This is a genomic window from Paraburkholderia sp. GAS206C, assembly GCF_050435645.1.
Classification (GTDB): Bacteria; Pseudomonadota; Gammaproteobacteria; order Burkholderiales; family Burkholderiaceae; genus Paraburkholderia; species Paraburkholderia phenazinium_B.
Genome location: NZ_JBNDKR010000001.1, coordinates 63002 through 87420, shown reverse-complemented (window position 1 = coordinate 87420; position 24419 = coordinate 63002). Strand labels below are relative to the sequence as shown.

Annotated in this window: 20 protein-coding genes; 11 read left to right on the top strand and 9 right to left on the bottom strand. The window is 62.2% G+C overall.

What is annotated here, in order from left to right:
- The first annotated feature begins 32 nt into the window (after positions 1-32).
- The 4 genes from P3T20_RS00420 to P3T20_RS00405 all read left to right on the top strand — a co-directional run bounded on the left by P3T20_RS00420 (position 33) and on the right by P3T20_RS00405 (position 4174).
- Positions 33-893, top strand: coding sequence for a MurR/RpiR family transcriptional regulator (locus tag P3T20_RS00420; protein WP_074268700.1), 861 nt, complete (start codon positions 33-35; stop codon positions 891-893).
- 265 nt (positions 894-1158) lie between these two features.
- Positions 1159-2208 carry a C45 family autoproteolytic acyltransferase/hydolase gene (locus tag P3T20_RS00415; protein ID WP_074268699.1) on the top strand — a complete coding sequence of 350 codons (1050 nt, stop codon included), beginning with the start codon at positions 1159-1161 and terminating at the stop codon, positions 2206-2208.
- Positions 2209-2236: 28 nt separating this feature from the next.
- Positions 2237-3583, top strand: a complete 1347-nt coding sequence (locus P3T20_RS00410) for an aspartate aminotransferase family protein (RefSeq protein WP_074268698.1) — start codon at positions 2237-2239, stop codon at positions 3581-3583.
- 36 nt (positions 3584-3619) lie between these two features.
- A complete protein-coding gene (locus P3T20_RS00405; RefSeq protein WP_074268697.1) occupies positions 3620-4174 on the top strand; it encodes a carboxymuconolactone decarboxylase family protein in 555 nt (184 codons plus the stop codon).
- Positions 4175-4198: 24 nt separating this feature from the next.
- Here P3T20_RS00405 and P3T20_RS00400 read toward each other — a convergent pair whose 3' ends face one another.
- Together P3T20_RS00400 and P3T20_RS00395 are read right to left on the bottom strand one after the other, a co-directional pair.
- Positions 4199-5497 carry a type II toxin-antitoxin system HipA family toxin gene (locus P3T20_RS00400; protein ID WP_074268696.1) on the bottom strand — a complete coding sequence of 433 codons (1299 nt, stop codon included), beginning with the start codon at positions 5495-5497 and terminating at the stop codon, positions 4199-4201.
- Entirely contained in the window at positions 5497-5835 is a 339-nt protein-coding gene (locus P3T20_RS00395) for a helix-turn-helix domain-containing protein (RefSeq protein ID WP_143787701.1), read from the bottom strand. The genes P3T20_RS00400 and P3T20_RS00395 overlap by 1 nt, the downstream gene beginning before the upstream one ends.
- Positions 5836-6320: 485 nt before the next feature.
- Between P3T20_RS00395 and P3T20_RS00390 the strand changes: the two genes are divergently transcribed.
- On the top strand, positions 6321-6746 hold the full coding sequence (locus tag P3T20_RS00390; protein WP_074268694.1) for an OsmC family protein: 426 nt from the start codon (positions 6321-6323) through the stop codon (positions 6744-6746).
- Between the two features lie 93 nt (positions 6747-6839).
- Here the strand turns inward: P3T20_RS00390 and P3T20_RS00385 are convergent, their stop codons facing one another.
- The 3 genes from P3T20_RS00385 to P3T20_RS00375 are packed head-to-tail and all read right to left on the bottom strand — an operon-like array spanning position 6840 to position 8892.
- The gene (locus tag P3T20_RS00385; RefSeq protein WP_074268693.1) at positions 6840-7454 is read right to left on the bottom strand and encodes a hypothetical protein; all 615 of its coding nucleotides are present in this window, start codon (positions 7452-7454) and stop codon (positions 6840-6842) included.
- Between the two features lie 50 nt (positions 7455-7504).
- Positions 7505-8296, bottom strand: a complete 792-nt coding sequence (locus tag P3T20_RS00380; protein ID WP_074268692.1) for a molybdopterin-dependent oxidoreductase — start codon at positions 8294-8296, stop codon at positions 7505-7507.
- A gap of 2 nt (positions 8297-8298) precedes the next feature.
- Positions 8299-8892, bottom strand: a complete 594-nt coding sequence (locus tag P3T20_RS00375; RefSeq protein WP_254369051.1) for a cytochrome b/b6 domain-containing protein — start codon at positions 8890-8892, stop codon at positions 8299-8301.
- 205 nt (positions 8893-9097) lie between these two features.
- Here P3T20_RS00375 and P3T20_RS00370 point away from each other — a divergent pair, with 205 nt between their 5' ends.
- The 3 genes from P3T20_RS00370 to P3T20_RS00360 all read left to right on the top strand — a co-directional run bounded on the left by P3T20_RS00370 (position 9098) and on the right by P3T20_RS00360 (position 12032).
- The gene (locus tag P3T20_RS00370; RefSeq protein WP_074268690.1) at positions 9098-9724 is read left to right on the top strand and encodes a TetR/AcrR family transcriptional regulator; all 627 of its coding nucleotides are present in this window, start codon (positions 9098-9100) and stop codon (positions 9722-9724) included.
- A 31-nt stretch (positions 9725-9755) separates the two neighbouring features.
- Positions 9756-11261 (top strand): MFS transporter, encoded by a 1506-nt coding sequence (locus tag P3T20_RS00365; RefSeq protein ID WP_074268689.1) that lies wholly within the window; start codon positions 9756-9758, stop codon positions 11259-11261.
- Between the two features lie 480 nt (positions 11262-11741).
- On the top strand, positions 11742-12032 hold the full coding sequence (locus P3T20_RS00360) for a YodC family protein (RefSeq protein WP_074268688.1): 291 nt from the start codon (positions 11742-11744) through the stop codon (positions 12030-12032).
- Positions 12033-12097: 65 nt separating this feature from the next.
- Here P3T20_RS00360 and P3T20_RS00355 read toward each other — a convergent pair whose 3' ends face one another.
- Both P3T20_RS00355 and P3T20_RS00350 read right to left on the bottom strand, forming a co-directional pair.
- Positions 12098-12682 carry a LysE family translocator gene (locus tag P3T20_RS00355; protein ID WP_429286173.1) on the bottom strand — a complete coding sequence of 195 codons (585 nt, stop codon included), beginning with the start codon at positions 12680-12682 and terminating at the stop codon, positions 12098-12100.
- A 189-nt stretch (positions 12683-12871) separates the two neighbouring features.
- A complete protein-coding gene (locus P3T20_RS00350; protein ID WP_429285713.1) occupies positions 12872-13180 on the bottom strand; it encodes a superinfection immunity protein in 309 nt (102 codons plus the stop codon).
- A gap of 153 nt (positions 13181-13333) precedes the next feature.
- Here P3T20_RS00350 and P3T20_RS00345 point away from each other — a divergent pair, with 153 nt between their 5' ends.
- The 3 genes from P3T20_RS00345 to P3T20_RS00335 all read left to right on the top strand — a co-directional run bounded on the left by P3T20_RS00345 (position 13334) and on the right by P3T20_RS00335 (position 17310).
- Entirely contained in the window at positions 13334-14797 is a 1464-nt protein-coding gene (locus tag P3T20_RS00345) for a M20 family metallopeptidase (protein WP_429285712.1), read from the top strand.
- Positions 14798-14845: 48 nt separating this feature from the next.
- Positions 14846-15949: a malate/lactate/ureidoglycolate dehydrogenase gene (locus P3T20_RS00340; protein WP_429285711.1), complete on the top strand. Its 1104-nt coding sequence runs from the start codon at positions 14846-14848 to the stop codon at positions 15947-15949.
- Between the two features lie 482 nt (positions 15950-16431).
- Complete coding sequence (locus P3T20_RS00335) at positions 16432-17310, top strand: crotonase/enoyl-CoA hydratase family protein (protein WP_074268683.1); 879 nt, start codon at positions 16432-16434, stop codon at positions 17308-17310.
- Positions 17311-17323: 13 nt separating this feature from the next.
- On the opposite strand, the gene pdeR is transcribed toward P3T20_RS00335, so the two are convergent.
- Together pdeR and P3T20_RS00325 are read right to left on the bottom strand one after the other, a co-directional pair.
- Positions 17324-19327 carry a cyclic di-GMP phosphodiesterase gene (gene pdeR / locus P3T20_RS00330; RefSeq protein ID WP_429285710.1) on the bottom strand — a complete coding sequence of 668 codons (2004 nt, stop codon included), beginning with the start codon at positions 19325-19327 and terminating at the stop codon, positions 17324-17326.
- A gap of 206 nt (positions 19328-19533) precedes the next feature.
- Positions 19534-24192, bottom strand: coding sequence for a DEAD/DEAH box helicase (locus tag P3T20_RS00325; protein WP_429285709.1), 4659 nt, complete (start codon positions 24190-24192; stop codon positions 19534-19536).
- Between the last annotated feature and the right edge of the window lie 227 nt (positions 24193-24419).

The window sequence follows — 24419 nt, the reverse complement described above, 5'->3', positions numbered from 1 at the left end:
ATTTGTTGTCAACTTACTCCCTGGTCCATCGCATGCCCGACAGTTTTGACCAGCTCGCCGCCCTGATCCGGGCGCGCTTCTCTGAACTCAGTCCGCAATTCCAGATGGGAGCCGCGTTCCTGCTGGATCATCCCGACGAAGTCGCTGTTTCTTCCATGCGCAAGGTGGCCGAGCGGGCTCAGGTGCAACCCGCCTCGCTCGTGCGGCTGTCGCAGCAACTCGGTTTTCCCGGCTGGAATGAACTGCGCAATCTGTTCGTGGCGCGCGTGCGTACGCGGCCCGAGCCGCTCGCCAGCCGCGCCCGTTCACTCGTCAAGACCAATGCCAAAGACGCGTTGGCGCACGATCTGCTGGTGGCGCAACAACACAATCTCGATGTCACGGCCGCGCATAACACGCGTGTCACCGTTGAAACCGCGCGGTTGCTGCGTCGCGCGCCGCATGTGCACGTCGCAGGCTTTCGCTCCTGTTATGCGGTGGCATTTGGTCTGGTGTATGGATATCGATTGTTCCGCTCGTCGGTGTCGTTGCTGACGGGTGAGGCCGGTACGCTGGAGATGCAGCTGCGCACCATCGAACGCGATAGTGCGACTGTCGTTATCAGCTTCGCACCTTATTCGGTGGAGGCAGCCCGCGTGGCCGAGGCGGCGCTCGAGAAGGGCAGCAAGCTGATTGCGATTACCGATAGCGCGGTGTCCCCGATCGCGCTGAATGCCGACAAGGTGCTGATTTTTTCACACGAAAGCCCTTCGTTTTTTCCTTCGCTCGTCGCGGCCACCGCCATTGCGGAATCGCTGGTCGCGCATCTGCTGGCGCTTGAAGGCGCCGACGCGGTCGAGCAACTTGAGATTGCCGAACGCTCGCTGCATGCGAAGGGCGCTTACGTGCCTTGAGGATGCGCGGAGCGGGGCTGCTGCTGACCTGCAGCTCCGCGACATCCGCGCCTTTTACTCTGTTTTTTGTGCCGCTCGCTCCGTTCGATACATGCTCGGCCGTATTGACAACATATGTTGTTGAGAGGTATAAATTGGAATCGAGTGTTGAATCGATGTCATCGTGGCTGAAGGCGTCCTTTTACCGCGCCGCACATGATGAGCGGGTCACTGCTGCATGTTGCGGCGCCACAGCAAACCGGGTTTAAGCGAGGCATAACCGTCAATGCAGGAATGGAGTCTCTTTCGTGTCACCGGGCAACCGGATGACATCGGCTACAGATTGGGCGAACTGGTGCGGCCTGTGATGGCAGCGTACATGCAGCAAAGCGCTGCGTGGAAGCAGGTGAGCCGGTGGCGTGGCCATCCATTCGTGGAAGCGCTACGGCGGGCAGCTGAAGCGTATTTCCCGGCGCTGGTTGCCGAGTTGGACGGTATGGCTGCGGGTCTGGCATGGCCCGTGGAAGATGTGTTCCTGTGGAACTGCCGCGGCGAACTGATCCACAACGCGCCAGACGGTTGCACGACGCTGGCAGCCGCGTCAGGCAATGCGCGTTTCATCGCGCACAACGAAGACGGCGATCCGTATTTGCGCGAACGATGCTTTCTCGTAGACGTTCAGCCTGCCGGCAAGCCCGGCTTCATGAGTTTCTATTACCCCGGTTCATTGCCGGGACATACCTTTGCCGCCAGCCGCGCGGGCCTCGTGCAGGCCATCAACAATTTGCGCATCCGCGTACCGGCGGTGGGTGTGCCCCGCATGATCCTCGCGCGCGCCGTGCTTGATACACACTCGCTCGACGAAGCCGTTGCGCTGTTGCGCGATGTGCCACGTGCGAGCGGTTTTCATCACACGCTAGGTTGTGTGGGCGACTCGCGTCTGGTCAGTGTTGAAGCAACGGCACGGCGTTGCTCGGTGGTTGCCGATACCCCACGTTTCGGTCACGCGAATCATATGATTCACGACGGCAGTGATGGTGAAGCGCAAATCATCACCGAGTCCTCCCGCGACCGTCAGGCGCGTGTGAATGCATTGCTTTCGAGGCTTGGCGCACCAGTAACAGACGACGCACTGCTGCGCGTTCTAAGCGATCAGGAACCTTCCGGACTGCCCATTTATCGCGACGACCCACACGACCCCGACGACGAAAACACCTTGGCCACCGCGCTGTTTCGCATCGAAGCGGACGGTGTGGCGATGCAGGTCTATCGTCAGGGGCAACGTGCGTTCGATACGTTTATTCCACGGACGGCGCCTTCGAACGCCGCCTTCTGACCGCGATCAAGCGATAAGGATACCTATCATGTCCACCGTATTTCACCGCGCACCGAAGCAGGCGTTGCCGGTCGCCGTAGCTGGCGATGGCATCGAGATTATCGACGCCGCCGGCAAACGATATATCGATGCGTGCGGCGGGGCCGCCGTTTCGTGCCTCGGTCATAGCAACCAGCGCGTGTTCGACGCCATCAGGCGTCAGTCCCAGCAATTGCCGTACGCGCACACGTCGTTCTTTACGACGCAGGTGGCGGAAGAACTCGCGGACCGGCTCGTGGCCAGCGCACCGTCCGGCCTGGATCATGTGTATTTTGTGTCGGGCGGCTCGGAAGCGATCGAAGCGGCGTTGAAGCTCGCACGCCAGTACTTCGTCGAGAAGGGCGAGCCGCAGCGGCGTCATTTCATTGCGCGCCGCCAGAGCTATCATGGCAATACACTGGGCGCGCTTGCGATTGGCGGTAATGCATGGCGCCGCGAGCCGTTTCTGCCGATTCTGATCGAAGCGCATCACGTCAGCCCGTGCTATGCGTATCGCGAGCAGCGCGCTGACGAAACCGAAGAGGCCTTTGCGCAGCGATTGGCGGATGAGCTGGAACAGAGAATCCTCGAACTGGGCGCCGAGACGGTGGCAGCTTTTGTCGCGGAGACGGTGGTCGGCGCTACTACAGGCGCAGTGCCGCCAGTGCGTGAATATTTCCGCAAGATTCGCGCTGTTTGCGATCGCTATGGAGTGCTGCTGATTCTCGACGAGATCATGTCGGGAATGGGGCGCACCGGGTATCTCTATGCCTGCGAAGAGGACGGTGTAGCGCCGGATCTGCTGACGATCGCGAAGGGTCTGGGAGCTGGCTATCAGCCGATCGGCGCAACGCTGGTCAGCAAGCGCATCTACGATACGATCGTCGGCGGCTCAGGCTTTTTCCAGCACGGTCATACGTATATCGGGCACGCAACGGCTTGCGCGGCTGCACTCGAAGTACAGCGCGTGATCGCCGAGGACAATCTGCTATCGAACGTGCAGGCGCGTGGCGAGCAGTTGCGCGCACAGCTTCGCGAGCACTACGCGCAGCATCCGCATATCGGCGATGTGCGCGGGCGCGGGTTGTTTGTGGGTGTCGAACTGGTGCAGGAGCGGGCGAGCAAGACACCATTCGACGCGAAGCTCAAACTGCATGCAGCGATCAAGCGCGAGGCTTTCGCGCGCGGGCTGATGGTGTATCCGATGGGTGGCACAGTGGACGGCAAAAGTGGCGATCATGTGCTGCTGGCGCCGCCGTTTATCTGCACGGCGCAGGATATCGACAATATTGTGAGCCGTCTCACCGACGCGATTGACGGCGCGCTTCATTCAACCGGCGTGCGCGCGGTGTGCTGAGAGTGGACCGCCGCTTCATTACTTGCGAGAGTTTCCATGACTGAACGTTTGCCGCGTTTCGACGCCGCGTATGCCACGCCTGAGCAGAGGGCCGTACTCGACGAGATATTGTCCGGTCCGCGTGGGAATCTGAATGGTCCGTTTCTGGGCTGGATTCACAGTCCCGAACTCGCGCAGCAGGCGCAACGGCTGGGGGCGTTTTGCCGCTACCGGACTGGCCTGCCGCTGCGTTTATCGGAGTTGGCAATTCTGGTGACGGCCGCGCGCTGGCAAGCGCAGGCCGAGTGGTACATACACTATCCGATTGCGTTACAGGCTGGCGTTACCGAGGCCGAGGCGGAGGCGATTCGCCTGGGTCAGCGGCCGTCTTTTGCCAATCCTGAAGACGCGCTGATCTACGCGTTTGCCAATGAGCTGTATGACACGAAGCGGGTGTCCGATGCGACCTATGCGGCAACCGTGGAGCGCTTCGGGCATGAGGTCACGATCAACCTGGTCGGCTTGCTGGGGTATTACGCGCTTGTAGCGATGACGTTGAATGTGTTCGGGATGCGGGCCGAAGGGCAGGAGACGTTGCCGTTTGCGGAGTAAGCGCGAGCAGGAACGAGGCAATGGTCAACGTTCTAGCAGTCTCCTGGCCGCCGCTAGTTCGGCGTGTTCGAAAGCGGGTTCGAATTCGTCCGCTTCGCGAGCTGTCATGCCGATTTCTTTCGAGAGTGCCATCTCCCGCCATGAACGTACTGCAAGATATATGTTGCCGAGTAGATCGAGAGCCGCGCCGTCAGTCAGATGGAAATGCCTGGCCGCCGCGACGGCTTCTTCGATCGAACCACTCGGTCCAGATTCTTCCGTGAGCCATGTCTTGAGTTCGCGATCCTTGTCTGGCATCGGATTGAGATCAAACGCAGGGGCAAGACGCCATTGCCCATGCCCTACGTGCAGGAAACCATGATTTTGCAGGTGATCGTCCACATTGGTGATGAGCATGCTGAACACGATCCGGCGCCATAACTCAGTCAGATCTCTGCGCGGATCGTCGCTGACAACCAGGATCCGTTCTGCGATCTCGGTGTACGAGTGATCTTCTTCGCGCGACGCCTGGAGTAGCGATGCTGCCGACAGGTACGGAATCCGGCCGCCGTTATGGCGGTCAAAGCGACGGATCAGCGCAACCGGCACGTTGTCGGATAGCACGATGCGCGCGTGTGACGTGTCGATACCGGCCGTTTGCGCGAGGCGCAGGGCAAGCACTTCGGCGCGCGTAACCGCGCGCTCGTCCTGAACGCTTGGAAACTTGCCAATGGCGAGATGCCCGTCGTCGTCGACTATCGTGCATTTGGGCCGCATTCCACCGAGCGACGTTCCGCGCCCGCGTAGATAACGCAAGTCAGCTTCAGTCTCAGTACCGCTTTCGACCGCACGTGACGCGCCCAGTAGCTGGCCTAGTTCGATTAGCGGCGGAGCGCGGTGGCCGCCGTCCTCCATCGCGCGCTGAAATATCCCCTGGTCGTTCGCAAAGCGGATCGCTCCAATCCGGCTTTCGTCATCGACGCCAAGCAGGTAGTCCATCTCGGTCAGCGCACCACTAAAGTTCTTACCCTGTTCCTGCGCGCGCTTGCGTCGCTTTGCGTGGTCACGCGCAATGACCCGGCAGCCCCAGCCGTCAGGTTCGGTGTCCGCGATCGCAAAATGAAAGACGGAGTCGTTTCTGGTGGGAGCTTTGCGGAACTGCCGTTCGGTGGTCAGGACAAGGTCTGGAGAAATTGCGAAGTGAGAGTCGTCTTGAAGCCAGTTTGTGTCATAGACGAACGCCGAGCTTTCACGGGATCCCAGTTTTGCATAAGTCAGTTGGCCGACGGGCAATGCCGACGACCCCAACGCTACGCTGACTGTGCGCTCAACGGGTACAGCCATTACAGGGCTCCTGACGATGAGGTGGTCTTCTTGCTGCGGATACGTTTGGGAAGGTCTTGATCCATCAGGGTTAGGCCAACATCGTCTCCGGCAGTGTCCAAAAGGTTCGTAAAGCGCTCCAACTCGCTCAATATGAGCATTGCGGTCGCGACCGTGCCCACGGCGACCGTTGGGTCGCCTTTTTCAAGCCGCTGCAAGGTTTTTAGCGAAACCTGCAGGCGTTCCGCCATGGATTGCGTGGAGATGCGTCGACGACGACGGGCCAACGCGATGTCCGCACCGAGTTTTTTCAATCCACGACGAACCGGCAAAGGGAGTGCGTCCGCTTTTGCAGTCATATGTGACTTGATAGGTAAATTTAACGGTTCCATATGACTGATTATAGATTGAAATCGGGGTTCTCGTAAAAATTGTACGTTAGAGGTCACATGTGACTCTATAAAATAGATTAAAGGCTATATGTGACCGTTAGTGATCGGAGGTAAGGTTGGATTGGTCGAATTTGCACCTAGGCATCCGACGGCAGGGTGCGGGGCCGCCGCCGCTATGCAAACCGGGGCTCCGAAGCTGCTTGCGCACTCGCCCTTGATCCGCCACTGGCTCTATGTTGATCGCGACGGCCCTCGCGCGACCCTGCCAAACACTTGACCGCACCGATCTCCAGAAGCGCCTATGATGAAGACCGGTCTACGCCCGCGTCTGTCGCGCTGCGCGGCATGCATCGACCGGCGCCGAGCCCGCAAGAATCCGGGCGTGACCGTTGCGGCAGGCGCCATGATGGGATAGCACAGCAGCGCTGACAGGGCACCAACAGGAGAGAACGATGAAGCGCAAGGCATCAGCGGTCTGGCAAGGCGGCCTGCAGGACGGGAAAGGCACGATTTCTACTGACAGCGGGGTTCTCAAGGACACCCAGTATTCGTTTGCGACACGTTTCGAAGACGGCATCGGCACCAACCCGGAAGAGCTGATCGCGGCTGCACACGCCGGGTGCTTCTCCATGGCGCTATCGGCTGAGTTGGGCAAGGCGAATATCAAACCGGAACGTATCGGCACCACGGCAACCCTGACGCTCGACAAGGCCGACGGCGGATTCGCCATCACCGCGGTTCACCTTGACGTCAAGGTGAAGATCCCCGGCGGCGACCGGGCGGCGTTTGAGAAAGCCACGGCGGACGCCAAGGCGGGATGTCCAGTCTCGAAAGTACTGAAGGCCACCATCACCATGGATGCGACGCTCGAAACCTGAGCGCGAACCGGTGAAGTAGCAATGAGAGTCTGAGAGCGGGTGTGCGGCGCCCTTTGGCGCCGCACACCCGAGTTGTCATGTTGACAGACAGAGTTACATCGGCGGCGCCACACCGTCCTTCTCAACCACCACGCGTTGCGCCAGGAACGCACCCTGCGCCGCAGGCGTCGCGACCACGAACACTTTCTTGCCGGCCGTCAGGTCGGTGCGAGTGGCCGGAACGAAGGTCACGACCGGCACATTCGGCGGTACCGTCACCACGTTGTTACCCCCCTTGTACGACAGCTTCAGATCGCGGCCGCTGGTGCCTTCGGCCACCTGGTCGACATTCGCGTTCGTCATCGAGCTGTTAGGACCGAGGTCCCACGCATAGTGGCCTTCACCGGTGCCGCGAGCCGATTCCGGAAACACCACCACTTCGGTGGCGGTCAGCTTGCCGTCGGTACCCGTGGTGGCAGCCGTGCCGATGAACGAGCCGGGCTTGATATCGGCCAGTTGCATTGCCTTGACGGCGGAAACGGTGACGGTCGGCGCCAGATTGATGGAGACCGTATCGCCGCTGCGGCGATGCACCTGCAGGACATCGCCATTCAGCGAGACGACTTCGCCGCGAATCCGCGACGGTTTGACCGCGGGCGTCTGCGCGAGCGCGACACCGGCGAAAGCGAGCGAGACAAGCGTAACGCCAAGTTTCAGGCGGATAGACATGGAATCTCCGTAGATTGAGTGTGGGTTGACTTGAAAAACAGGGATGCTGCTCAGGAACCGCCGAACCAGTTGTAGCCCTGGTTCTCCCAGTAACCGCCGGGATATTCATTCGTCACGGTGATCGCGACGATGTGCTTCGGATTCTTGTAGCCAAGCTTGGTCGGCATGCGCAGCTTCATCGGAAAGCCGTATTTCGGCGGCAACACCTGGCCGTCGTAGGTCAGCGTGAGCAGCGTCTGCGCATGCAGGGCTGTCGGCATATCGATGCTGGTCCAGTAGTTGTCGGCACAATGCAGCGACACGAAGCGCGCCGTCGTATCCGCGCCGGAGCGCTTCAGGAAGTCGGCAAAGCGCACGCCGCCCCAGTGGCCGATCGCGCTCCACCCTTCAATACAGATATGCCGCGTGATCTGGTCCGTCTGCGGCAGCGCATGCAGTTCATCGAGCGTCCAGACCCGCTTGCCGTTCGCGAGGCCGCCCACCTGAAGGCGGTAGGTGGCGGCGTCGACTTCCGGTACGTCGTCTACGTCGTAGAACGCGTTGAACGGGAACGGCCGCGTGATCATCGATTCCGGATAAGTCGGCGCCATGTGGTTCGGATCGAACAGCAGCGCCTGCACGTCGTCGTTGAAGAAAGAGATCTTGCGCAGCATCGTGTTCACCGATTTGTCGGTGCTCAGATCGCAGCCCGACAGCAAGGCGAGGCCGCCGAGCGAGAGGATCCGCTTGCCGAGCAGGCGGCGCGCCGGGTCCTTCAGTTCGCGGTGGGCATCCTTCAGGATCGCGTCGCCATGCGAGGCGAGCGTCGTGCCGGGTTGTGCGTTGCGCTTGCGAATCGCCATGTCTACCGTCCCCGGATCATCAGGAGCAGCGAGCGCGGCACCAGCGCGACCATCACGACGTGCACGGCGAAAAAGGCCACCAGCACGCTCATACAGACGAAATGCACGACGCGCGCGTTGTCGTAGCCGCCCATCAGCGTTCGCAGGAGCGGGAACTGCACCGACTTCCACACGGCCAGCCCTGACAGCACCAGCAGCGCGATATCGACGATCACTACCAGGTAGGCGAGCTTCTGGATCGAGTTGTAGACCGAGAGATCGCCATGAGTGAGACGGCCGCGCACGGCTGCGACGATATCGGCGGCGAGCGAGCGGAAGGTGAGCGGCAGCAGTTTGCGGCGCAGGCGTCCGGACGCCAGATTGAGACCCACGTAGACGAGGAAATTCGCCACCAGCAGCCACATCACCGCGAAGTGCCAAAGCAGGGCGCCGCCGAGCCAGCCGCCTAGTGTGATGGCAGGCGGAAACTGCAAGGCGGGAAAGATCGGCGAGGCGTCATAGACCTGCCAGCCGCTCATCACCATCAGGACGACTGCCAGCGCATTGATCCAGTGTGTGATGCGGACCCAGATGGGTTGAATCGTGGTGTGACTCAAAGCGATCTCGTGGTTGTTGGCCATTCACGTGGGGGAGGGCGTGGACGCATTTGCCGGCGTCGAGAGGGCTAACACCGTTTGGCCGGGGCTATTCCACCGAGGCCGAAGAATTTTTCTTAAGAGGGGCGTGACGTCACAGGCGTCCCAAAGACCTCACTGCCAGCGCGCTTGATTTATTGAATGGATAGTCATAATATCCAAACCCATGAGCCAGCCTGCCACCTCGAACAAACCCCGCACCACGAGCGCCCGAGGGCGCCCGCGTGAGTTCGACACGTCTACGGTGCTGGCCCACGCGAGCGATGTGTTCTGGCGCCACGGTTACCACGCCACCTCGATCGACGATCTGTGCAAGGCTACCGGCCTGCTGCGCGGTAGCCTGTACGGCGTGTTCGGCGACAAGCACGGCATCATGCTGGCGGCGCTCGACCACTACGCGGATGGCTCGGTTGCCCGCCTGGCGGAGCGTCTGAACGCGCCGCTGCCGCCCGAGGAGTCGCTGCGCAACGCCTTGCTGCATTATGCGAAGACGTCGTGCTCACTTACCCAGCAACGCAGTTGCCTGATTACGAACACCGCGCTGGAAATGCAAGCGGACGATACCGCGCTGCGCGAACGGATCGGCTCGATCCAGCGCCGCATGGCGACGCTGCTCGCGGGTGCCGTGATTCGCGGCCAGGCGAGTGGCGCCTTCAGTTCGACGCTCGACGAAAAAGCGGTCAGCAAATTTCTGCTGTGCATCATGCAGGGATTGCGCGTGCTGGGCAGGGTCGCGAATGACGAGGACCAGTTGACGGACATCGTCGACGTGGCGATGCGCGCGCTCGGGTAAATTTTTTTATCTAATTTTTGAACAAACGGTCATGAATAGCGAATGCATGAAGTCCGCACCGGTGACCCTGGCGGTTCCCGGTAGCGCGAGCGCCGCATCCAATGCCGCCCGTGCGATCAGCGCCGCCGAAGCGCCGCGCTTCGAGCGTCAGGGCCTCGCGCTGGCCGTGCTGTTCGTCGGCGCGTTTCTCGCGCCGCTCGACTACTTCATTGTCAATCTGGCGCTGCCGGCGATCCACACGGGGCTCGGCGCCACCGACGCGCAGTTGCAACTGATCGTCTCCGCCTACGCGTCCTCATACGCCGTGTTGCTGATCACGGGCGGCAGGCTTGGCGACCTGTTCGGGCGTCGCCGCATGTTCATGACCGGCATGGCTGGGTTCGTGGTGGCGTCAGCGCTGTGCGGCCTGGCGCCGAACGGCCACGTGCTGGTGATCGCGCGGATCATCCAGGGCATGGCTGCTGCGGTGATGGCGCCGCAGGTGCTGGCGACCGTCCGCGCGGTGGTGCCGCTTTCCCAGCAAACGCGTGTCATGAGCTTCTATGGCTTCGTGTTCGGACTTTCGTCGATCGTAGGCCAACTGGGCGGCGGCGCGCTGATTACCTACCGTCCATTCGGCCTCGACTGGCGGGTCATTTTTCTGATCAACATCCCGGTCGGCATCCTGGCGTTTATCGGTAGCTGGAAGTTCGTGCCGGAGAGTCAGCCGGCGGTACGCGCGGGCGTGGATCTGAAGGGCGTGGGTCTGCTCTCGCTGTTGCTACTGCTCGTCATCTACCCGATGACGCACGGCCGCGAAGCCGGCTGGCCCGCATGGACCTTCGTGATGTTCGCGTTGAGCGTGCCCGTGTTTGCGCGCTTTATCGCCACCGAGCGGAGCCTCGAGCGCCGCGGCGGCCACCCGCTCGTCGATCTGCAACTGTTCCGCAATCCAGCATTTGCGCTCGGTCTCGTGCTCGCGTTCCTGTTCTATTGCAACAGCGCGTTCTTTCTGACCTACGGCATTTTCCTGCAGACGGGTCTGCACTGGACGCCGCTCGCTTCCGGCGTGGCCATCATGCCGTTTGCGATCGGTTTCGTGATCGGGCCGTTGACCTCGCCGGCGGTGGTGCGGCGCATCGGCGGTCATGTGCTGACACTGGGGTTTTCGATGATGGCGATCGGCTTTACGGTCACCGGCTGGTCGGCCACTCAAGCTGCTACGCCGGACCTGCTGTTCTATTGTGGGCTGGTGTGCGCCGGCGTGGGGCAGGGCCTGCTGCTGCCGTCGATCATGCGGATCGTTCTCGCGGAAGTCGCGCCGGAGAAGGCCGGTCTGGCCTCGGGCGTGGCGTCGTCGACGTTGCAGATCGGCTCGGCGTTCGGCACGGCGGCGATCAGCGGGGCGTTCTTCGGCGTGCTGGGCGGCCGCTCGACGCCGGGTGCCTACGCGCATGCCTTCCAGTACAGCCTCGGAATCAACGCATTATTGATGCTGGTGTGTATTGGATTGAGCGTGCTGCTGGTGCAGCATCAGCGACGCGTGGTCCGCCATTGATGCCATTGTCGTTTACCACAGGAATATGACACTGCACCGACTTAATGCACTTCGCCCTGCATTGGTGATATTCATGGATGGCTGCTCAGTTCACAGATGATTTTCGCAATAATGATCTGATAAAAATAACCGGGTGATCGGTCGCATGGCGACTGGAATCAAATCGCAATGTCTGACAAATCAACCCCGGCATGTTTTACTTTGAATATTTTGAGCCTGCGTAAATTGTTCCCGCGCTCACGTCCGCTGGGCGGGGGGTAGGCGTTAGCTGATGAGGTTTTAGCGAAACGATCATTGTTTCAGTGAGTGAGCCGATGATCGAAATTCGATTCTCGCCTGCGTGAAAACGGTATCAATAAAAATCACTTGCAGACGGGATATTCAATTGTTAATCTTGGCAAACTTTTTAAAATCTTCCGCCAGTAGGCTGGCTGAGACAATGGGCTAAAACAGATCAACGTTTTCATTCCGGGGATTGATATGCTGACCGCTACCCTCGATGCATTTGATACACCACTCGCGCCACTGAGCGTCGGTGACGTGGTCACGCTCAAAACGGGTGGGCCGCGAATGACGGTGACCTATGCCGGTCCCGTCGCGCTAACTTCGGGCGACTGGGTAATTTGCCAGTGGTTCGACGAGCACGGTGAACTGCGCCAGCAGATGTTCGAGCAGGAACATGTGCGGCTCGAGCCACGCTCGATTCCTGCCGGCTCCGTGACGCTGCGTTCCTTCGGGCGCAGTGCGTATTCCAGCTCGCGTTCCGAGTAAATCACCTTAACGTCCTCTTCGCGCGACCCATCGGGTCGCGCGCAAGGCGGCCTGCCTCTGGCCTGTTAGCGCCGCGCCTCGGTTGCCATCCGAATTGCCAGTCCCGCGAGCACCGTTCCCATCAGCCAGCGCTGGGCGAGGATCCAGGCGGGCCGTCTGGCGAGAAACACGGCGATCGAACCGGCCATCATCGCCACCATCGCATTGATCGTCAGGCTAAACGCAATCTGCACCGACCCCAGCACCAGCGATTGCTCGAGCACGTTGCCGTGTTGCGGATCGATGAACTGCGGCAGCAGCGATAAATACAGCACCGCGATTTTCGGGTTCAGCAGATTGGTGACGAAACCCATGGCAAACAGTTTGCGCGGGCTGTCCGCCGGCAGGTCGCGCACCATGAACGGCGAACGGCCACCCGGTTTGACGGCTTGCCACGCGAGCCACAGCATATAGAGCGCGCCGCCGAAGCGCAGCGCATCGTACGCAAATGGCACGGCTAGCAGCAGGGCGGTGATGCCGAGCGCGGCGCTGAACATATAGAACACGAAGCCAAGCGCCACACCGCCGAGCGAAATCAGACCGGCGGTACGGCCCTGGCAGATCGAGCGCGAGACGAGGTAGAGCATGTTCGGGCCAGGCGTGAGCGCCATGCCGAGCGAGACGAGGGCAAAGGTCAGCAGTTTTGCGAGTTCAGGCACTGAATGGCTCCATGAAAGTGACGTGTGCGTAACGGCGTGTGTGACTCATTGCGGCGGTGCAAAGGCGGCCAAAGCGGCAGGCGTATGTGGCGCCTGCAACGTCCTGCGCAGCGGCGGGTCCAGCGGCTTGTGCCGCTCGTGTCACCGTCCGGTCTTGTTGCGGGTCGCCCGGCTTTGCACACGCTGGACCAGCGCCGCGGAGAAGTTGCGCATCCGCACCACGCGCCGCGTTTGCACGACTTCTTCCGCAACGTCCTTCGGAGGATTCGGCTGCAGCGCCCAATAAAGCGCGGCCAGCCAGCCGAACCCGGTCCAGCCCAGACATGCATTGAACAAGGCCAGCGTCAGCAGATCGTGGCGCTTGCGGCGGTCGGCGAGGATCGCCGGCAGGAAGTACAAACCCAGCGCGACGACAGCGGCGACCGCTTGAACGAGCGTGTTGCCTCCCATCGCGGTGCTCCCGGTTTAGTCCGAATCTTTCGATTGTCTCTCGATTGTGCCATGCGCGCAGCCATTCGCGGCACCCTGGCCGAACGGGGGACTTCAGGACGGCAACGGAGAGGTCTATCATGTGCGTTTTGACCGACCGACCGGACAGCCATCATGATTTCCGACGACACCGCCCAGCAGGCCAAGACCATCAACCACGATACGCTGCGCGAATTCGTGGATCGCAAATGGAACGATGAAATTGTGCCGGCGCTGACCGACTATATTGCCGTCCCGGCCAAGAGCCCGGGCTTTGACGCGGACTGGGTCAAGCACGGTTTTATCGAGCGCGTGGTGACGGACGCGGCGCAGTGGGCAGAGCAACAGCCTGTCAAAGGCCTGAAGCTGGAAGTCATCCGCTTGCCGGGCCGCACGCCGGTCATCTTCTTCGAATCGCCGGCCACGCGCTCGGGCAGCACCGAGACCATCGTGCTGTATGGCCACCTGGACAAGCAGCCCGAATTCGACGGCTGGCGCAACGACCTCGGGCCGTGGACCCCGAAACTTGAAGACGGCAAGCTGTATGGCCGAGGTGGCGCGGACGACGGCTACGCCATCTACGCAAGCCTGACCGCACTGGCTGCGCTGGACGCGCAAGGCGTCGAGCGGCCGCGCTGCGTCGGCCTGATCGAGACCTGCGAGGAATCGGGCAGCTACGATCTGCTGCCGTATGTCGACGCACTGCGCGAGCGGCTCGGCAAAGTGGGCCTGGTGGTGTGCCTTGACTCCGGTGCCGGCAACTACGATCAGTTGTGGCTGACCACCTCGCTGCGCGGCCTGGTGGCGGGCGATCTGGAAGTCCATGTGCTCGACGAAGGGATTCACTCGGGCGGCTACGGCGGCATCACGCCGTCGAGCTTTCGCATCATGCGGCAACTGTTCGACCGTCTCGAAGATGCCTCGAACGGCAATCTGCTGCCGAAGGGCTTCCATTGCCCGATTCCTGCCGACCGTCTGCGCGAAGCCGAGGCGACTGCCCATATTCTGGGTGACGACGTGTGGAAAAAAATCCCATGGGCCTGCGGCCAGGACGGCCGCCAGGTGCTGCCGACCACCGCCGATCCGAAAGAGGCGCTGCTCAACTCGACGTGGCGTCCGTCGTTGTCGGTGACGGGAGCGGCCGGCTTGCCCGCCATCGCCGACGCCGGCAACGTGCTGCGCCCGCGCACGGCGTTCAAGCTCTCGCTGCGTCTGCCGCCGCTTCTCGATGCGGCGAAGGCGGTCGCGGAGCTGAAAGCGCTGCTGGAATTCGAGCCGCCCTACAACGCCAAGGTTACGTTCAAGCCCGACGCGGGCGCCGCAACCGGCTGGAGCGCCCCCGAGCTGGCTCCGTGGCTCGCCTCGGCACTCAACGACGCGTCGCGCCAGCATTACGGCGCAGACTGCGCGTATATGGGGCAGGGCGGTACTATCCCATTGATGAACGTGCTGAAGGAAGGCTTCCCGCACTCGCAGTTCATGGTGTGCGGCGTGCTCGGACCGAAGTCGAACGCGCACGGGCCGAACGAGTTTCTGCATGTGCCCTATGGCAAGAAGTTGACGGCCGCGGTTGCCGATGTCATTGCAGCGGCGCCTTAATAACCTGAACCTTAACCTGAACCCCAACCCAGCTCCCAGATACTGCGAATGAACGATCCCCGCGTGGCCCAATCGTCTTTCCCAAGAATTTCCTCCGAAACGCTGCATGCCTATGTGAGGGCGATCTGGGAGCAGGCCGGCAGCTCGCCGCGCGAGGCCGAGCTGGTCGCCGACCACCTGCTCGCGGCGAGCCTGACCGGTCACGACTCGCATGGCGTCAGCATGATTCCGCGCTATGTGGCATCGGTGGGCGACAATGAACTCAAGCTCAATCTGCATGCCAAGGTCGTGCGCGATGCCGGCGCGGTGCTGACCATCGACGGCGTCAAGGGTTTCGGCCAGGTCATCGCGTATGAGGCAATGGAGCTCGGCATCGAGCGCGCGAAACGTCTCGGCATCTGCGCCGTGGGTCTGCACGGCGCGCATCATATTGGCCGCATCGGTCACTGGGCGGAGCAGTGCGCGCGCGCCGGACTCGTCTCGTTTCACTTCGTCAATGTGGCGGGCGATCCGCTCGTCGCGCCGTTCGGCGGAACGGACCGCCGCATCGGCACCAATCCGTTCTGCGCCGCCTATCCGCGCAGCGGCAGGCCGCCGCTGGTGCTCGATTTCGCCACCAGCGCGGTGGCGTTCGGCAAGGTCCGGGTCGCCTATAACCAGGGCAAACAGGTGCCCCCTGGCGCGCTGATCGACAACGCAGGACGCCCCTCGCTCGAGCCGAAAGTGATGATAGAGCCACCGGTCGGCTCGCTGCTGCCGTTTGGCGGTCATAAGGGTTTCGGGCTGGCGTCGATGTGCGAGATCTTCGGCGGGGCGCTGTCTGGAGGCTTCACGAGCCATGCCGATACCCTCGGCACGAACCACGCCATCATTAATTGCATGCTGTCGGTGATCATCGATCCCGCAGCCTTCGACGCCCCGAACGCCGAGGCCGAAGCCGACGCGTTTATCGAATGGGTGAAGGCTTCGCCGCTTGCATCGGGTACCGAGCGCATTCTTGAACCCGGCGAAGCCGAGCGGCTCACGCGAGCCGACCGTGAGACGCACGGCGTGCCGGTCGACCCCACCAGCTGGCAACAGATTTGTGCCGCCGCGCTCGCGGTTGGCATGCCGGCCGAGCAGATCGAACGCTGGGCCACGCATCTGCAATAACCGCCTGGTTGTCGCGAATAGCGTCGCCATCACCGCCGTTGCCGCTATCGCTGTAAGGCGTTAGTGCCTCGACTTTTTTGTTCAGCCGCGTCCTTAAACACGCATAACCCCTCTCGTTATGCGGTGGGAATGTTCTCTCTCCCACACACCACGACTTAAAGATTACCTCAAGCAGCATTTTCGATTGCATTGCCTGGGAGTAAATATTTACCGTCGTTCTCGCCGCCGGCAATAAATTCCACATCCAGTCTCCACCGGCTTTTCCGGCGGTTTGGCACAAGCATTTCCGTGTGTTTTTTCACGGGCAATCGTTTGCGGCCAGATGTGCGGCCTCCCGTTTGGAACTCACCCGGAAACCCTTTCCCGGAGGGAATGTGAGGAGAACTTGCGTTCGTCCGTTAGCAAACCCGCTCCCAGCTCATTGAGGTCTGCTTTAGGCTCGACTTGCATTGCCGCCGTTTAACCTTAAAGGACCGTTCAAAATGAATCTTCACAATCATCACGCCTGCCGTCCGTTCCTCGAAGCCGGAAACCTGTCGCAGATTTCTGCCTATTACGAAGAGGGACGCAACATCATGTGGATGATGTTGCGTGCTCAACCGCGTCCCTGTTTTAACCTTGAACTGGTGCACGATATTCTCAGCCTGGCACAGGCCGCGCGCGAGTCCGGCTTACCGATCGACTTCTGGGTGACAGGGTCGCTGATTCCGTCGATCTACAACGTCGGCGGCGATCTCGACTTCTTTGCCGAGACGATCCGCGCTGGCCGGCGCCAGGCCTTGATGTCGTATGCCAGAGCGTGTGTCGATTGCGTGCATGCCGCAGCACGCGGCTTCGATACCGGTGCGATCTCGATTGCGATGGTGGAGGGGACCGCGCTGGGGGGCGGGTTCGAAGCCGCCCTCGCACATCATTTCCTGCTCGCGCAGAACGATGCGCGAATGGGCTTCCCGGAGATTGCATTCAATCTGTTCCCGGGCATGGGTGGGTATTCGCTGGTAGCGCGCAAGGCCGGCATGCGGCTCGCGGAAGAACTGATCGGAATTGGCGAGTCGCACACGGCTGAGTGGTACGCGGGCAAGGGGCTCGTCGACCAGTTGTTTGAACCGGGCGAGGCCTATGTGGCGACGCGTACGTTTATCGACACGTTGCGCCCCAAGATGAATGGCATCCGGGCTATGCTGCGGGCACGTCAACGCGTACTGCAGCTTTCGCGCGCCGAGCTGATGGAAATTACCGAAGACTGGGTCGAGGCCGCGTTCACGATTGAAGAAAAAGATCTGGCTTTCATGGAACGGCTGGTCATGTTGCAGAACCGCCGCACCGCGAGCATGCGCCAGACGAGCGCCAGCATCGCCTGACTCGGACGGAGGCTCAGGCGATCAGCCTGAGCTTCTGCCGGTCGTGCAACCACTGCTCGAATTCCGCGGCCGGCATGGGCTGGCCGTACAAAAAGCCCTGTACGTATTCCACCCCAAGCCCTTTCATGAATGCTTCTTCCGCCTCGGTTTCGATGCCTTCTGCGACCACCTTGAAATTCAGCTCCTGGGCCACTGCCACCATCGAGCGCACCAGCGCCTGGGCTTTCTTGTCGGCGTTGATCGAGCGCACGAAGCTGCGGTCGAGCTTGATGACGTCGAGCGGAATGCGCCCGAGTTGCGACAGCGACGAATAGCCAGTGCCGAAGTCGTCGAGATGCACCTGCGCGCCAAGCTGGCGGAACTGCGTGATCAACTGGATCGCCGCGGCTTCGTCTTCGATCAGGCAGCTCTCGGTGAGTTCGAGATCGACGAGGCACGGATCGAGCCCCGCTTGCTGGAGCGCTTCGGCGAAATGCCGGACCACCGCGGTATCGACCAGCTGGCGAGCCGACACGTTGATCGCCACGCGCAGGTTGAGCCCAGCGGCTTTCCAGCGCGCGGCCTGCTGGGCTGCGGTCTGCATGACCCAGCGGCCGAGATGGCCGATCAGCCCCGATTCTTCGGCATAACGAATGAACTCGGTCGGCATGATCTGGCCGCGCTCGGGCGAATTCCAGCGGATCAGCGCCTCGGCGCCGGTTACCGCACCCGTGGCAAGCGACAGCTTGGGCTGGTAGTACAGCGTGAACTGGCCCTCTTCGAGACCGCGCCGCAGATTGGTATCGAGCCACATATACTCGGCCACCTTGCGGTCCATCTCCTGCGAAAACACCCGGTAGGTCCGCTTGCCTTCATCCTTGGCGACGTACATGGCGGTGTCCGCCGAACGGATCAGCGACTCGAGGCTGTCGCCGTGCTCCGGGCACCGCGCGATGCCGATCGAACAACCGGTGTAGACCTCGACGAGGCCCAGGCTGAAGGGCGTGCGCAGGCGCTCCAGAATGCGCTGCGCGGTGGCTTCGAGGGACTCGAGGCTGCCGTTCGCGGCCAGCACGATAAACTCGTCGCCACCCAGCCGCGCGAGCGTGTCGCCCTCGTTCAGGCAGGTACTGATGGCCGCCGACACATCCTTGATCAGCCGGTCGCCGAATACATGGCCGTAGTGGTCGTTGACCTTCTTGAAGTTGTCGAGGTCAAGGAACAGGATGCCGACCGACTCGTCGACAGCCGCGCTCGAGATCGCCGCACGGACCTTGTCCTGAATCGCGTTGCGATTGGCGAGGCCGGTGAGCGAGTCGGTATTGGCCAGTTCGGTCAGACGGTCCTGCGCGCGACGCTCTTCGGTGATGTCGGTGCCCGAGCAGATCAGGAATTGCTCGTTGACGCCGCTGCCGCTCTGCACGAACTTGTTGCGAAACAGAAACAGCCGCTCGCCGTGAACCGTTTTCACGAGCCGTTCGACTTCGTAGGAGACGCCGCGGTTAAAAAAGCCGGCGATATTCTGGCTCGACGCCGCACCTGCCTCGGACGACATGAACAGAGCCCAGACGCTGCGGCCGACAATGTCTTCCTCTCTCATGCCGGTCAGTTCTTCGGCGAGGCGATTGAAGCGCTGGATGCGCCCATTGCGATCGACGATCACCACGACCGAGTTCACCTCCGACACCACCTGCTCGGCGAACGACAGGCCATGCACGAGATCGCGCGCGACCGATTCGGTGTCCTCATAGGCTGACGCGGTGCCCGCCCACAGATTGCCGCTGAGTTTCTTGCCGACCAGATGCAGCTTGAGCGGCTGGCCGAACAGGCGCACGTCCAGAACCAGATGGGAAGTGATGCCTGCGAGGCGGCGGATCTGCCCGGCCTGTTGCGGGGTGAGGGAGATGGCGGCGTTGGCCGGCATGTCACCCGTGACCGGCGTCAGTTCGAGCGCGTTGCTGTCTTTGGACAGACGCCAGCAAGGGCTGCTTGTGCCGAACTGGGCATAGAGCACCTGGTCGTGTTGGTCGTCGTTCATAAGTGTTATCCCCGGGCAAGCATGCCTGCGGGCCGCCAGCTCGGATAGTCAGGCCGGCGGGGGGCAAGCAGTCTACTTCAGCTGAAAGACTGACTTCATTGTATCCAGATGGCCGTGACTGAGAGTCGTTAACAATAACGGCAAGGTACTATGATCCTTTAGACATAGGTTAGATATTAATGGCAATGCATTAATTAATGGCGACATTAATGACGGCGCGCCATTCTGATGCGCATTTGTTCCCGCGCGTCGCCCTCAGCATGCGTCAGATATGTAAATTCGCCCGCCACCAGCGTCGCCACCACCACGCCATCCCGGTATAACACGCGATTGCCGGCCACCGCGGGCACCTTGTCGCCTGGCAACAACGTGCCAGCCAGATTTAACGGGTCGGTGCCGGCCACGCAGACAAAAGTGCCGTCGTCGGCATGGCGGCGCACTTCGCGCAGCAACGGGATCGCTTCGGGCAGCGCAAACTGCTCGCCCGAAAGACCGTTGACGAAGCGTCCGCCGCGCACCTGGCCGCGCGCTTCGAGCCGCTGCAGGACGCGCAGCAGGTCGCGCCACGGCGGCAGCCATTCGGCTTCGCGCGCGAGCAGCCGCCAGAACACGACGCCATAACGGCGTAACAAAGTCATGACCAGGTGCTCGAGGACTTCGGGCGCAAGGGAGGGAGCGCGACTGGCGGATTGCGACGGTGGCGTCGCAGCCGCGCCTTCCTCGACGGCAAGCGCACTGCGGCGCTGGAGCAACGCCCAGCGGCCCGCGTCGTCCATGCCTCCGATCAGCGCACCAGCACGCGGGCGCCGGTTGCTGTGATGCGCGTTACGCTTCGCGGCCGGTTTCAGCAAGGCACGCAACCCGGCAAAACTATCCGAATTCACGAGTCCTGCCGCAACAAGTTCGCTTAATGCGTATTCCAGCTGAATGCCAAGCAGACGCGTGTCGCTCGCCAACTCGTCGAAGAACATCGCACCGTGTTTAATAAGCGTGTCATAAACACTTTGCGCGTGCGATGAAAGTTCGGGCTGCTTGCTTTGATCGATCAACGCGCTCCATAGACCGATGTCGCGCCGCGGCAACAATACGATCGGTGTGCTGCGCACCGGTCCGCTGGTTACGCGCGAACGTTCGGTCAGACGCGTCCAGACCAGCTTGCCGGAGCGGCACAGTTCGTCGAGCATCGTGATCGAATAGTCCTTGAGACGGGCGGGCAGGATGTCTTCTTCCCAGGCACCGGCCGCCGCCTCGAAACCGGCCAGCTGATCGAGCACCGCCGCGAGCGCGTCGCGCCCTTCACCGCGTGTGGCGGGCGTCAGATGTTGCCATTCGAACAGGAAACGCATGAAATCGTGCCGTTCCACCGGCTCGATCTCGCGGCGCAAACGCCGCACGGTGTAGCGATGAATCCGCGCGAGCAGGTGCCGTTCGCACCATTCTTCTGCGGACGCGCCCAGTGTGAAGCGGCCGCGCATCACATAGCCTTGCGCCTCGAGCGCGGTCAAGGCTTGCTCGACGGCGACAGAAGGCAGTGCCAGAGAGCCGGCAATCGAGGCCACCGGTAACGGGCCGAAGCCGGTGAGTCGCGCGCGGATCACGTCGACGAGCGCTTCCTCTTCGCTCCAGGTGTCGGTAAAACCTTTGGGCGCGCTGATCGGCGGCGTGAAGGCGGCGTCCGGATAGATAGCAGCGAGGCAGGTCAGCCGCTCCGCCGGAAGCCAGAGGTCGGCACCGGCCCGGTTTTGCAGCCGGGTGGCCCGGCCCGATTCCGCCAGGGTCGTAAGCCATCCTGACCACTCCGGATTCTGTTGGGCCTCGGTATCGCTGACGCACGCGAGTCCGGTCAGCGCCTCATGCATTTCATCGAGGTTGCGCGGCTGCGGCCAGGCTTCCTCGCGCACGCCGGCAATTGCGTCGGCATCGAGCGCGCCGAGATCGTCAGCCGAGGCGGGATCGGACCAGCGCCGGTTGAGCACGGCCTGGGTGCGACGCTCTTCGATCGGCGCGTCGTCGAGATACGCGTAGGGCTTGGCGGTGAGAATTTCGGCCGCGAGCGGCGAGGGCGCCGGCAATTCGCGCGTAATCAGTTTTACCTCGCCTTGTTCCATCCGGCGCAACAGGCTGATCCAGCCTTCGGTGTCCATTGCTTCGTGCAGGCAATCGTCGATGGTCTGATCGACGAGCGGATGATGCGGCAATTCACGTTCGCCGACGATATTCTCGAGACACGCCACCTGATCGGGAAACACGGCTGCCAGCAGGTCCTCGCTGCGCATGCGCTGCAGTTGCGGCGCCGTCTTGCGGCCGCCGCTGTAGCGCGGCAAGGCGAGCGAGGTGGTTGCGTTCCAGCGCCAGCGCACGCCGAACAGCGGCGCATCGAGCAACGCCTGAATCAGGAGATGCTCGGCCGTGTTCGAATGCAGATAGCGCCAGACTTCATCGAGCGCAAAGCTGTGGCTGCCGGTCAGCGAAAGAATGATGGCGTCCTCGGTGGCGGCCGCCTGCAATTCGAAGTTGAAGGTACGGCAAAAGCGTTTGCGCAACGCGAGGCCCCAGGCGCGGTTGAGACGGCTGCCAAATGGCGCGTGAATCACGAGCTGGGTGCCGCCCGATTCGTCGAAGAAGCGCTCCATGACCAGCGTGTTTTGCGTCGGGAGCGTGCTCAAGGCGGCGCGGGCGCGCGCCAGATAGTCGACGATCTGGCGTGCGGCCGGCTCGTCGAGATTGAGCGTGGCAGTCATCCAGGCAATGGCGCGTTCGAGGCGGGGTGCATGGGATAACGGTGCGCGTGCGGGCGCGTCCGCCAGGGTCACGTCCACGTCCACGTCACGCAATTGCGGAAGTGAGTCAGAACCGGAAGCCGCGGGCGAATCGACAATGGCAAGCGCGCGTTCGCGGCGTGAGGCACGTCGGGCTGCGGCGAGATTTGCTACGGCCGCTGTCTTCGCGCTGGCTGATTTCCTCTGCGTTGCTGCTTCCCTAGCGCCTGTTGCGTCTTTGGCGCCCGTAGTGCCGCCTGCAACGACATCATCATCGTCGTCACTGAGCAACTGATCGATCTGTGCCCGCAACCGCGCCACGCCGAACGACAGCTCATCGCTACGCCCCGGCGCTTCGCCGAGCCAGAACGGAATATTCGGCGGCTGCCCTTGTGCATCTTCCACCCGCACGCGGCCGGCTTCCACGCGCTGGATACGATACGACGCGTTGCCGAGTTGAAAAACGTCACCTGCCAGACTCTCGACCGCGAAGTCTTCATTGACCGTGCCGATATTGACGGCCTGCGGCTCGAGAATCACCGCATAGTCCGCGTTCTCGGGGATGGTGCCACCCGACGTTACCGCGACCAGCTTGCCGCCGCGTCGTCCGCGCAATGTGCCACTCACTGCGTCGCGATGCAGATAAGCGCCGCGCGGACCATGGCGGCTCGTATAGCCTTCCGCGAGCATCCGCAGCACCGCGTCGTACTGCTCGCGCGCGAGGTCGGCATAGGGCGCGGCGCGCCGCATCAGATCGAACAGCGCATCCTCGCTCCACTCGGCGCTCGAGACTTCCGCGACGATCTGCTGGGCCAGCACGTCGAGCGGCGCCCGCGGAATCTGCAAGGCATCGAGTTCGCCGCGCCGCACGCAATCGAGCAAGGCCGCGCATTCGATCAGGTCGTCGCGCGAGGTGGGGAACAGCCGTCCTTTTGGCATGCCGCCCACATGGTGTCCCGAGCGGCCGACGCGCTGCAGAAACGGCGCGATCGCGCGTGGCGAGCCCATCTGGCAGACCAGATCGACATCGCCGATATCGATGCCCAGTTCCAGCGACGCCGTGGCGATCAGCACACGCAGATCGCCACGTTTGAGACGCTGCTCGGCGTCGAAGCGATATTCCTTGGCGAGACTGCCATGGTGTGCGGCCACGGCTTCCTTGCCGAGCCGCTCGGTCAGATGACGCGCGGCACGCTCCGCCATGCGGCGCGTGTTGACGAAAACAAGCGTGGTGCGGTGCTGCGCAATCAGTTCGGCGAGCCGGTTATACACGAGCTCCCAGACTTCGTTGGCCATGACGGCTTCGAGCGGTACCGGTGGAATTTCCAGCGCGAGATCGCGGGCACGCACGTGGCCTACATCGACGATCGCGCAATCGGCCGGTTCGGCGCTGTCCACACTCGCACCGCCCACCAGAAACCGCGCGACCGCGCTGATCGGCTTTTGCGTCGCGGAGAGGCCGATGCGCGGCAGACGCCGGCCGCATAGCGCGTCGAGCCGCTCCAGGCTGAGCGCCAGATGGCTGCCGCGCTTGCTGCCGGCGAGCGCATGGATTTCATCGACGATCACCGTGCGGGTGGTCGACAGCATGCGGCGCCCGGAGTCACTACCGAGCAACACGTACAGCGATTCCGGCGTCGTCACGAGGATGTGTGGAGCGCGCTTGCGTAGCGCGGTGCGCTCCTGCTGGGTGGTGTCGCCGGTGCGCACGGCGGTGCGGATCTCGAGCGGCGGCAGGCCGCGCTGCGCGAGTTCGGCGGCGATCCCTTCGAGCGGCAGCTGCAGGTTCAGACGTATGTCGTTTGAAAGCGCCTTGAGCGGCGACACGTAGACCACGAGTGTTTCGTCCGGCAGCGCGCCGCTATTGGCGAGCCCTTGCTGGACCAGATCGTCGAGCGCCGACAGAAACGCGGTGAGCGTCTTGCCGGAACCGGTCGGGGCGGCGACCAGGGTCGAGCGGCCGCTGCGGATAGACGGCCATGCGGCCACCTGGGCATCGGTAGGCGCCGGAAACGTTTTCAGGAACCAGCCGGCCACCGCCGGATGAAAGCTGTCCAGCACGCCGGTCGAGGAAGAGGCGGGAGAGGGAGAAACGGCGGGAGTCATGCTGCCGTAGATGGGGGCGCGACCGGCCATATCCAGAGGAGCGGCGCACGCCGCGCGATGTGAGGAACCAGGGCCCAGTCTCGCAGGTTTTCGGGCGGCGCGCCATGTGGACTGAAGCGTCGTAAAGCGGCAGGTTTTGCTGCTTTTCAGGCGGCGGCGAGTAGAGATTGCACCGTTGACAACGAGTATGACGCGCCGGTCATCTGCCTGTCGCCGCCGCTGCTGGA

What these genes read in the sequence shown, in the direction of transcription:
- P3T20_RS00420 (WP_074268700.1), top strand. Translation starts at nt 33, where the DNA reads ATGCCCGACAGTTTTGACCAGCTCGCCGCCCTGATCCGGGCGCGCTTC.
- P3T20_RS00415 (WP_074268699.1), top strand. Translation starts at nt 1,159, where the DNA reads ATGCAGGAATGGAGTCTCTTTCGTGTCACCGGGCAACCGGATGACATC.
- P3T20_RS00410 (WP_074268698.1), top strand. Translation starts at nt 2,237, where the DNA reads ATGTCCACCGTATTTCACCGCGCACCGAAGCAGGCGTTGCCGGTCGCC.
- P3T20_RS00405 (WP_074268697.1), top strand. Translation starts at nt 3,620, where the DNA reads ATGACTGAACGTTTGCCGCGTTTCGACGCCGCGTATGCCACGCCTGAG.
- P3T20_RS00400 (WP_074268696.1), bottom strand. Translation starts at nt 5,497, where the DNA reads ATGGCTGTACCCGTTGAGCGCACAGTCAGCGTAGCGTTGGGGTCGTCG.
- P3T20_RS00395 (WP_143787701.1), bottom strand. Translation starts at nt 5,835, where the DNA reads ATGACTGCAAAAGCGGACGCACTCCCTTTGCCGGTTCGTCGTGGATTG.
- P3T20_RS00390 (WP_074268694.1), top strand. Translation starts at nt 6,321, where the DNA reads ATGAAGCGCAAGGCATCAGCGGTCTGGCAAGGCGGCCTGCAGGACGGG.
- P3T20_RS00385 (WP_074268693.1), bottom strand. Translation starts at nt 7,454, where the DNA reads ATGTCTATCCGCCTGAAACTTGGCGTTACGCTTGTCTCGCTCGCTTTC.
- P3T20_RS00380 (WP_074268692.1), bottom strand. Translation starts at nt 8,296, where the DNA reads ATGGCGATTCGCAAGCGCAACGCACAACCCGGCACGACGCTCGCCTCG.
- P3T20_RS00370 (WP_074268690.1), top strand. Translation starts at nt 9,098, where the DNA reads ATGAGCCAGCCTGCCACCTCGAACAAACCCCGCACCACGAGCGCCCGA.
- P3T20_RS00365 (WP_074268689.1), top strand. Translation starts at nt 9,756, where the DNA reads ATGAATAGCGAATGCATGAAGTCCGCACCGGTGACCCTGGCGGTTCCC.
- P3T20_RS00360 (WP_074268688.1), top strand. Translation starts at nt 11,742, where the DNA reads ATGCTGACCGCTACCCTCGATGCATTTGATACACCACTCGCGCCACTG.
- P3T20_RS00355 (WP_429286173.1), bottom strand. Translation starts at nt 12,682, where the DNA reads ATGGCGCTCACGCCTGGCCCGAACATGCTCTACCTCGTCTCGCGCTCG.
- P3T20_RS00350 (WP_429285713.1), bottom strand. Translation starts at nt 13,180, where the DNA reads ATGGGAGGCAACACGCTCGTTCAAGCGGTCGCCGCTGTCGTCGCGCTG.
- P3T20_RS00345 (WP_429285712.1), top strand. Translation starts at nt 13,334, where the DNA reads ATGATTTCCGACGACACCGCCCAGCAGGCCAAGACCATCAACCACGAT.
- P3T20_RS00340 (WP_429285711.1), top strand. Translation starts at nt 14,846, where the DNA reads ATGAACGATCCCCGCGTGGCCCAATCGTCTTTCCCAAGAATTTCCTCC.
- P3T20_RS00335 (WP_074268683.1), top strand. Translation starts at nt 16,432, where the DNA reads ATGAATCTTCACAATCATCACGCCTGCCGTCCGTTCCTCGAAGCCGGA.
- pdeR (WP_429285710.1), bottom strand. Translation starts at nt 19,327, where the DNA reads ATGAACGACGACCAACACGACCAGGTGCTCTATGCCCAGTTCGGCACA.
- P3T20_RS00325 (WP_429285709.1), bottom strand. Translation starts at nt 24,192, where the DNA reads ATGACTCCCGCCGTTTCTCCCTCTCCCGCCTCTTCCTCGACCGGCGTG.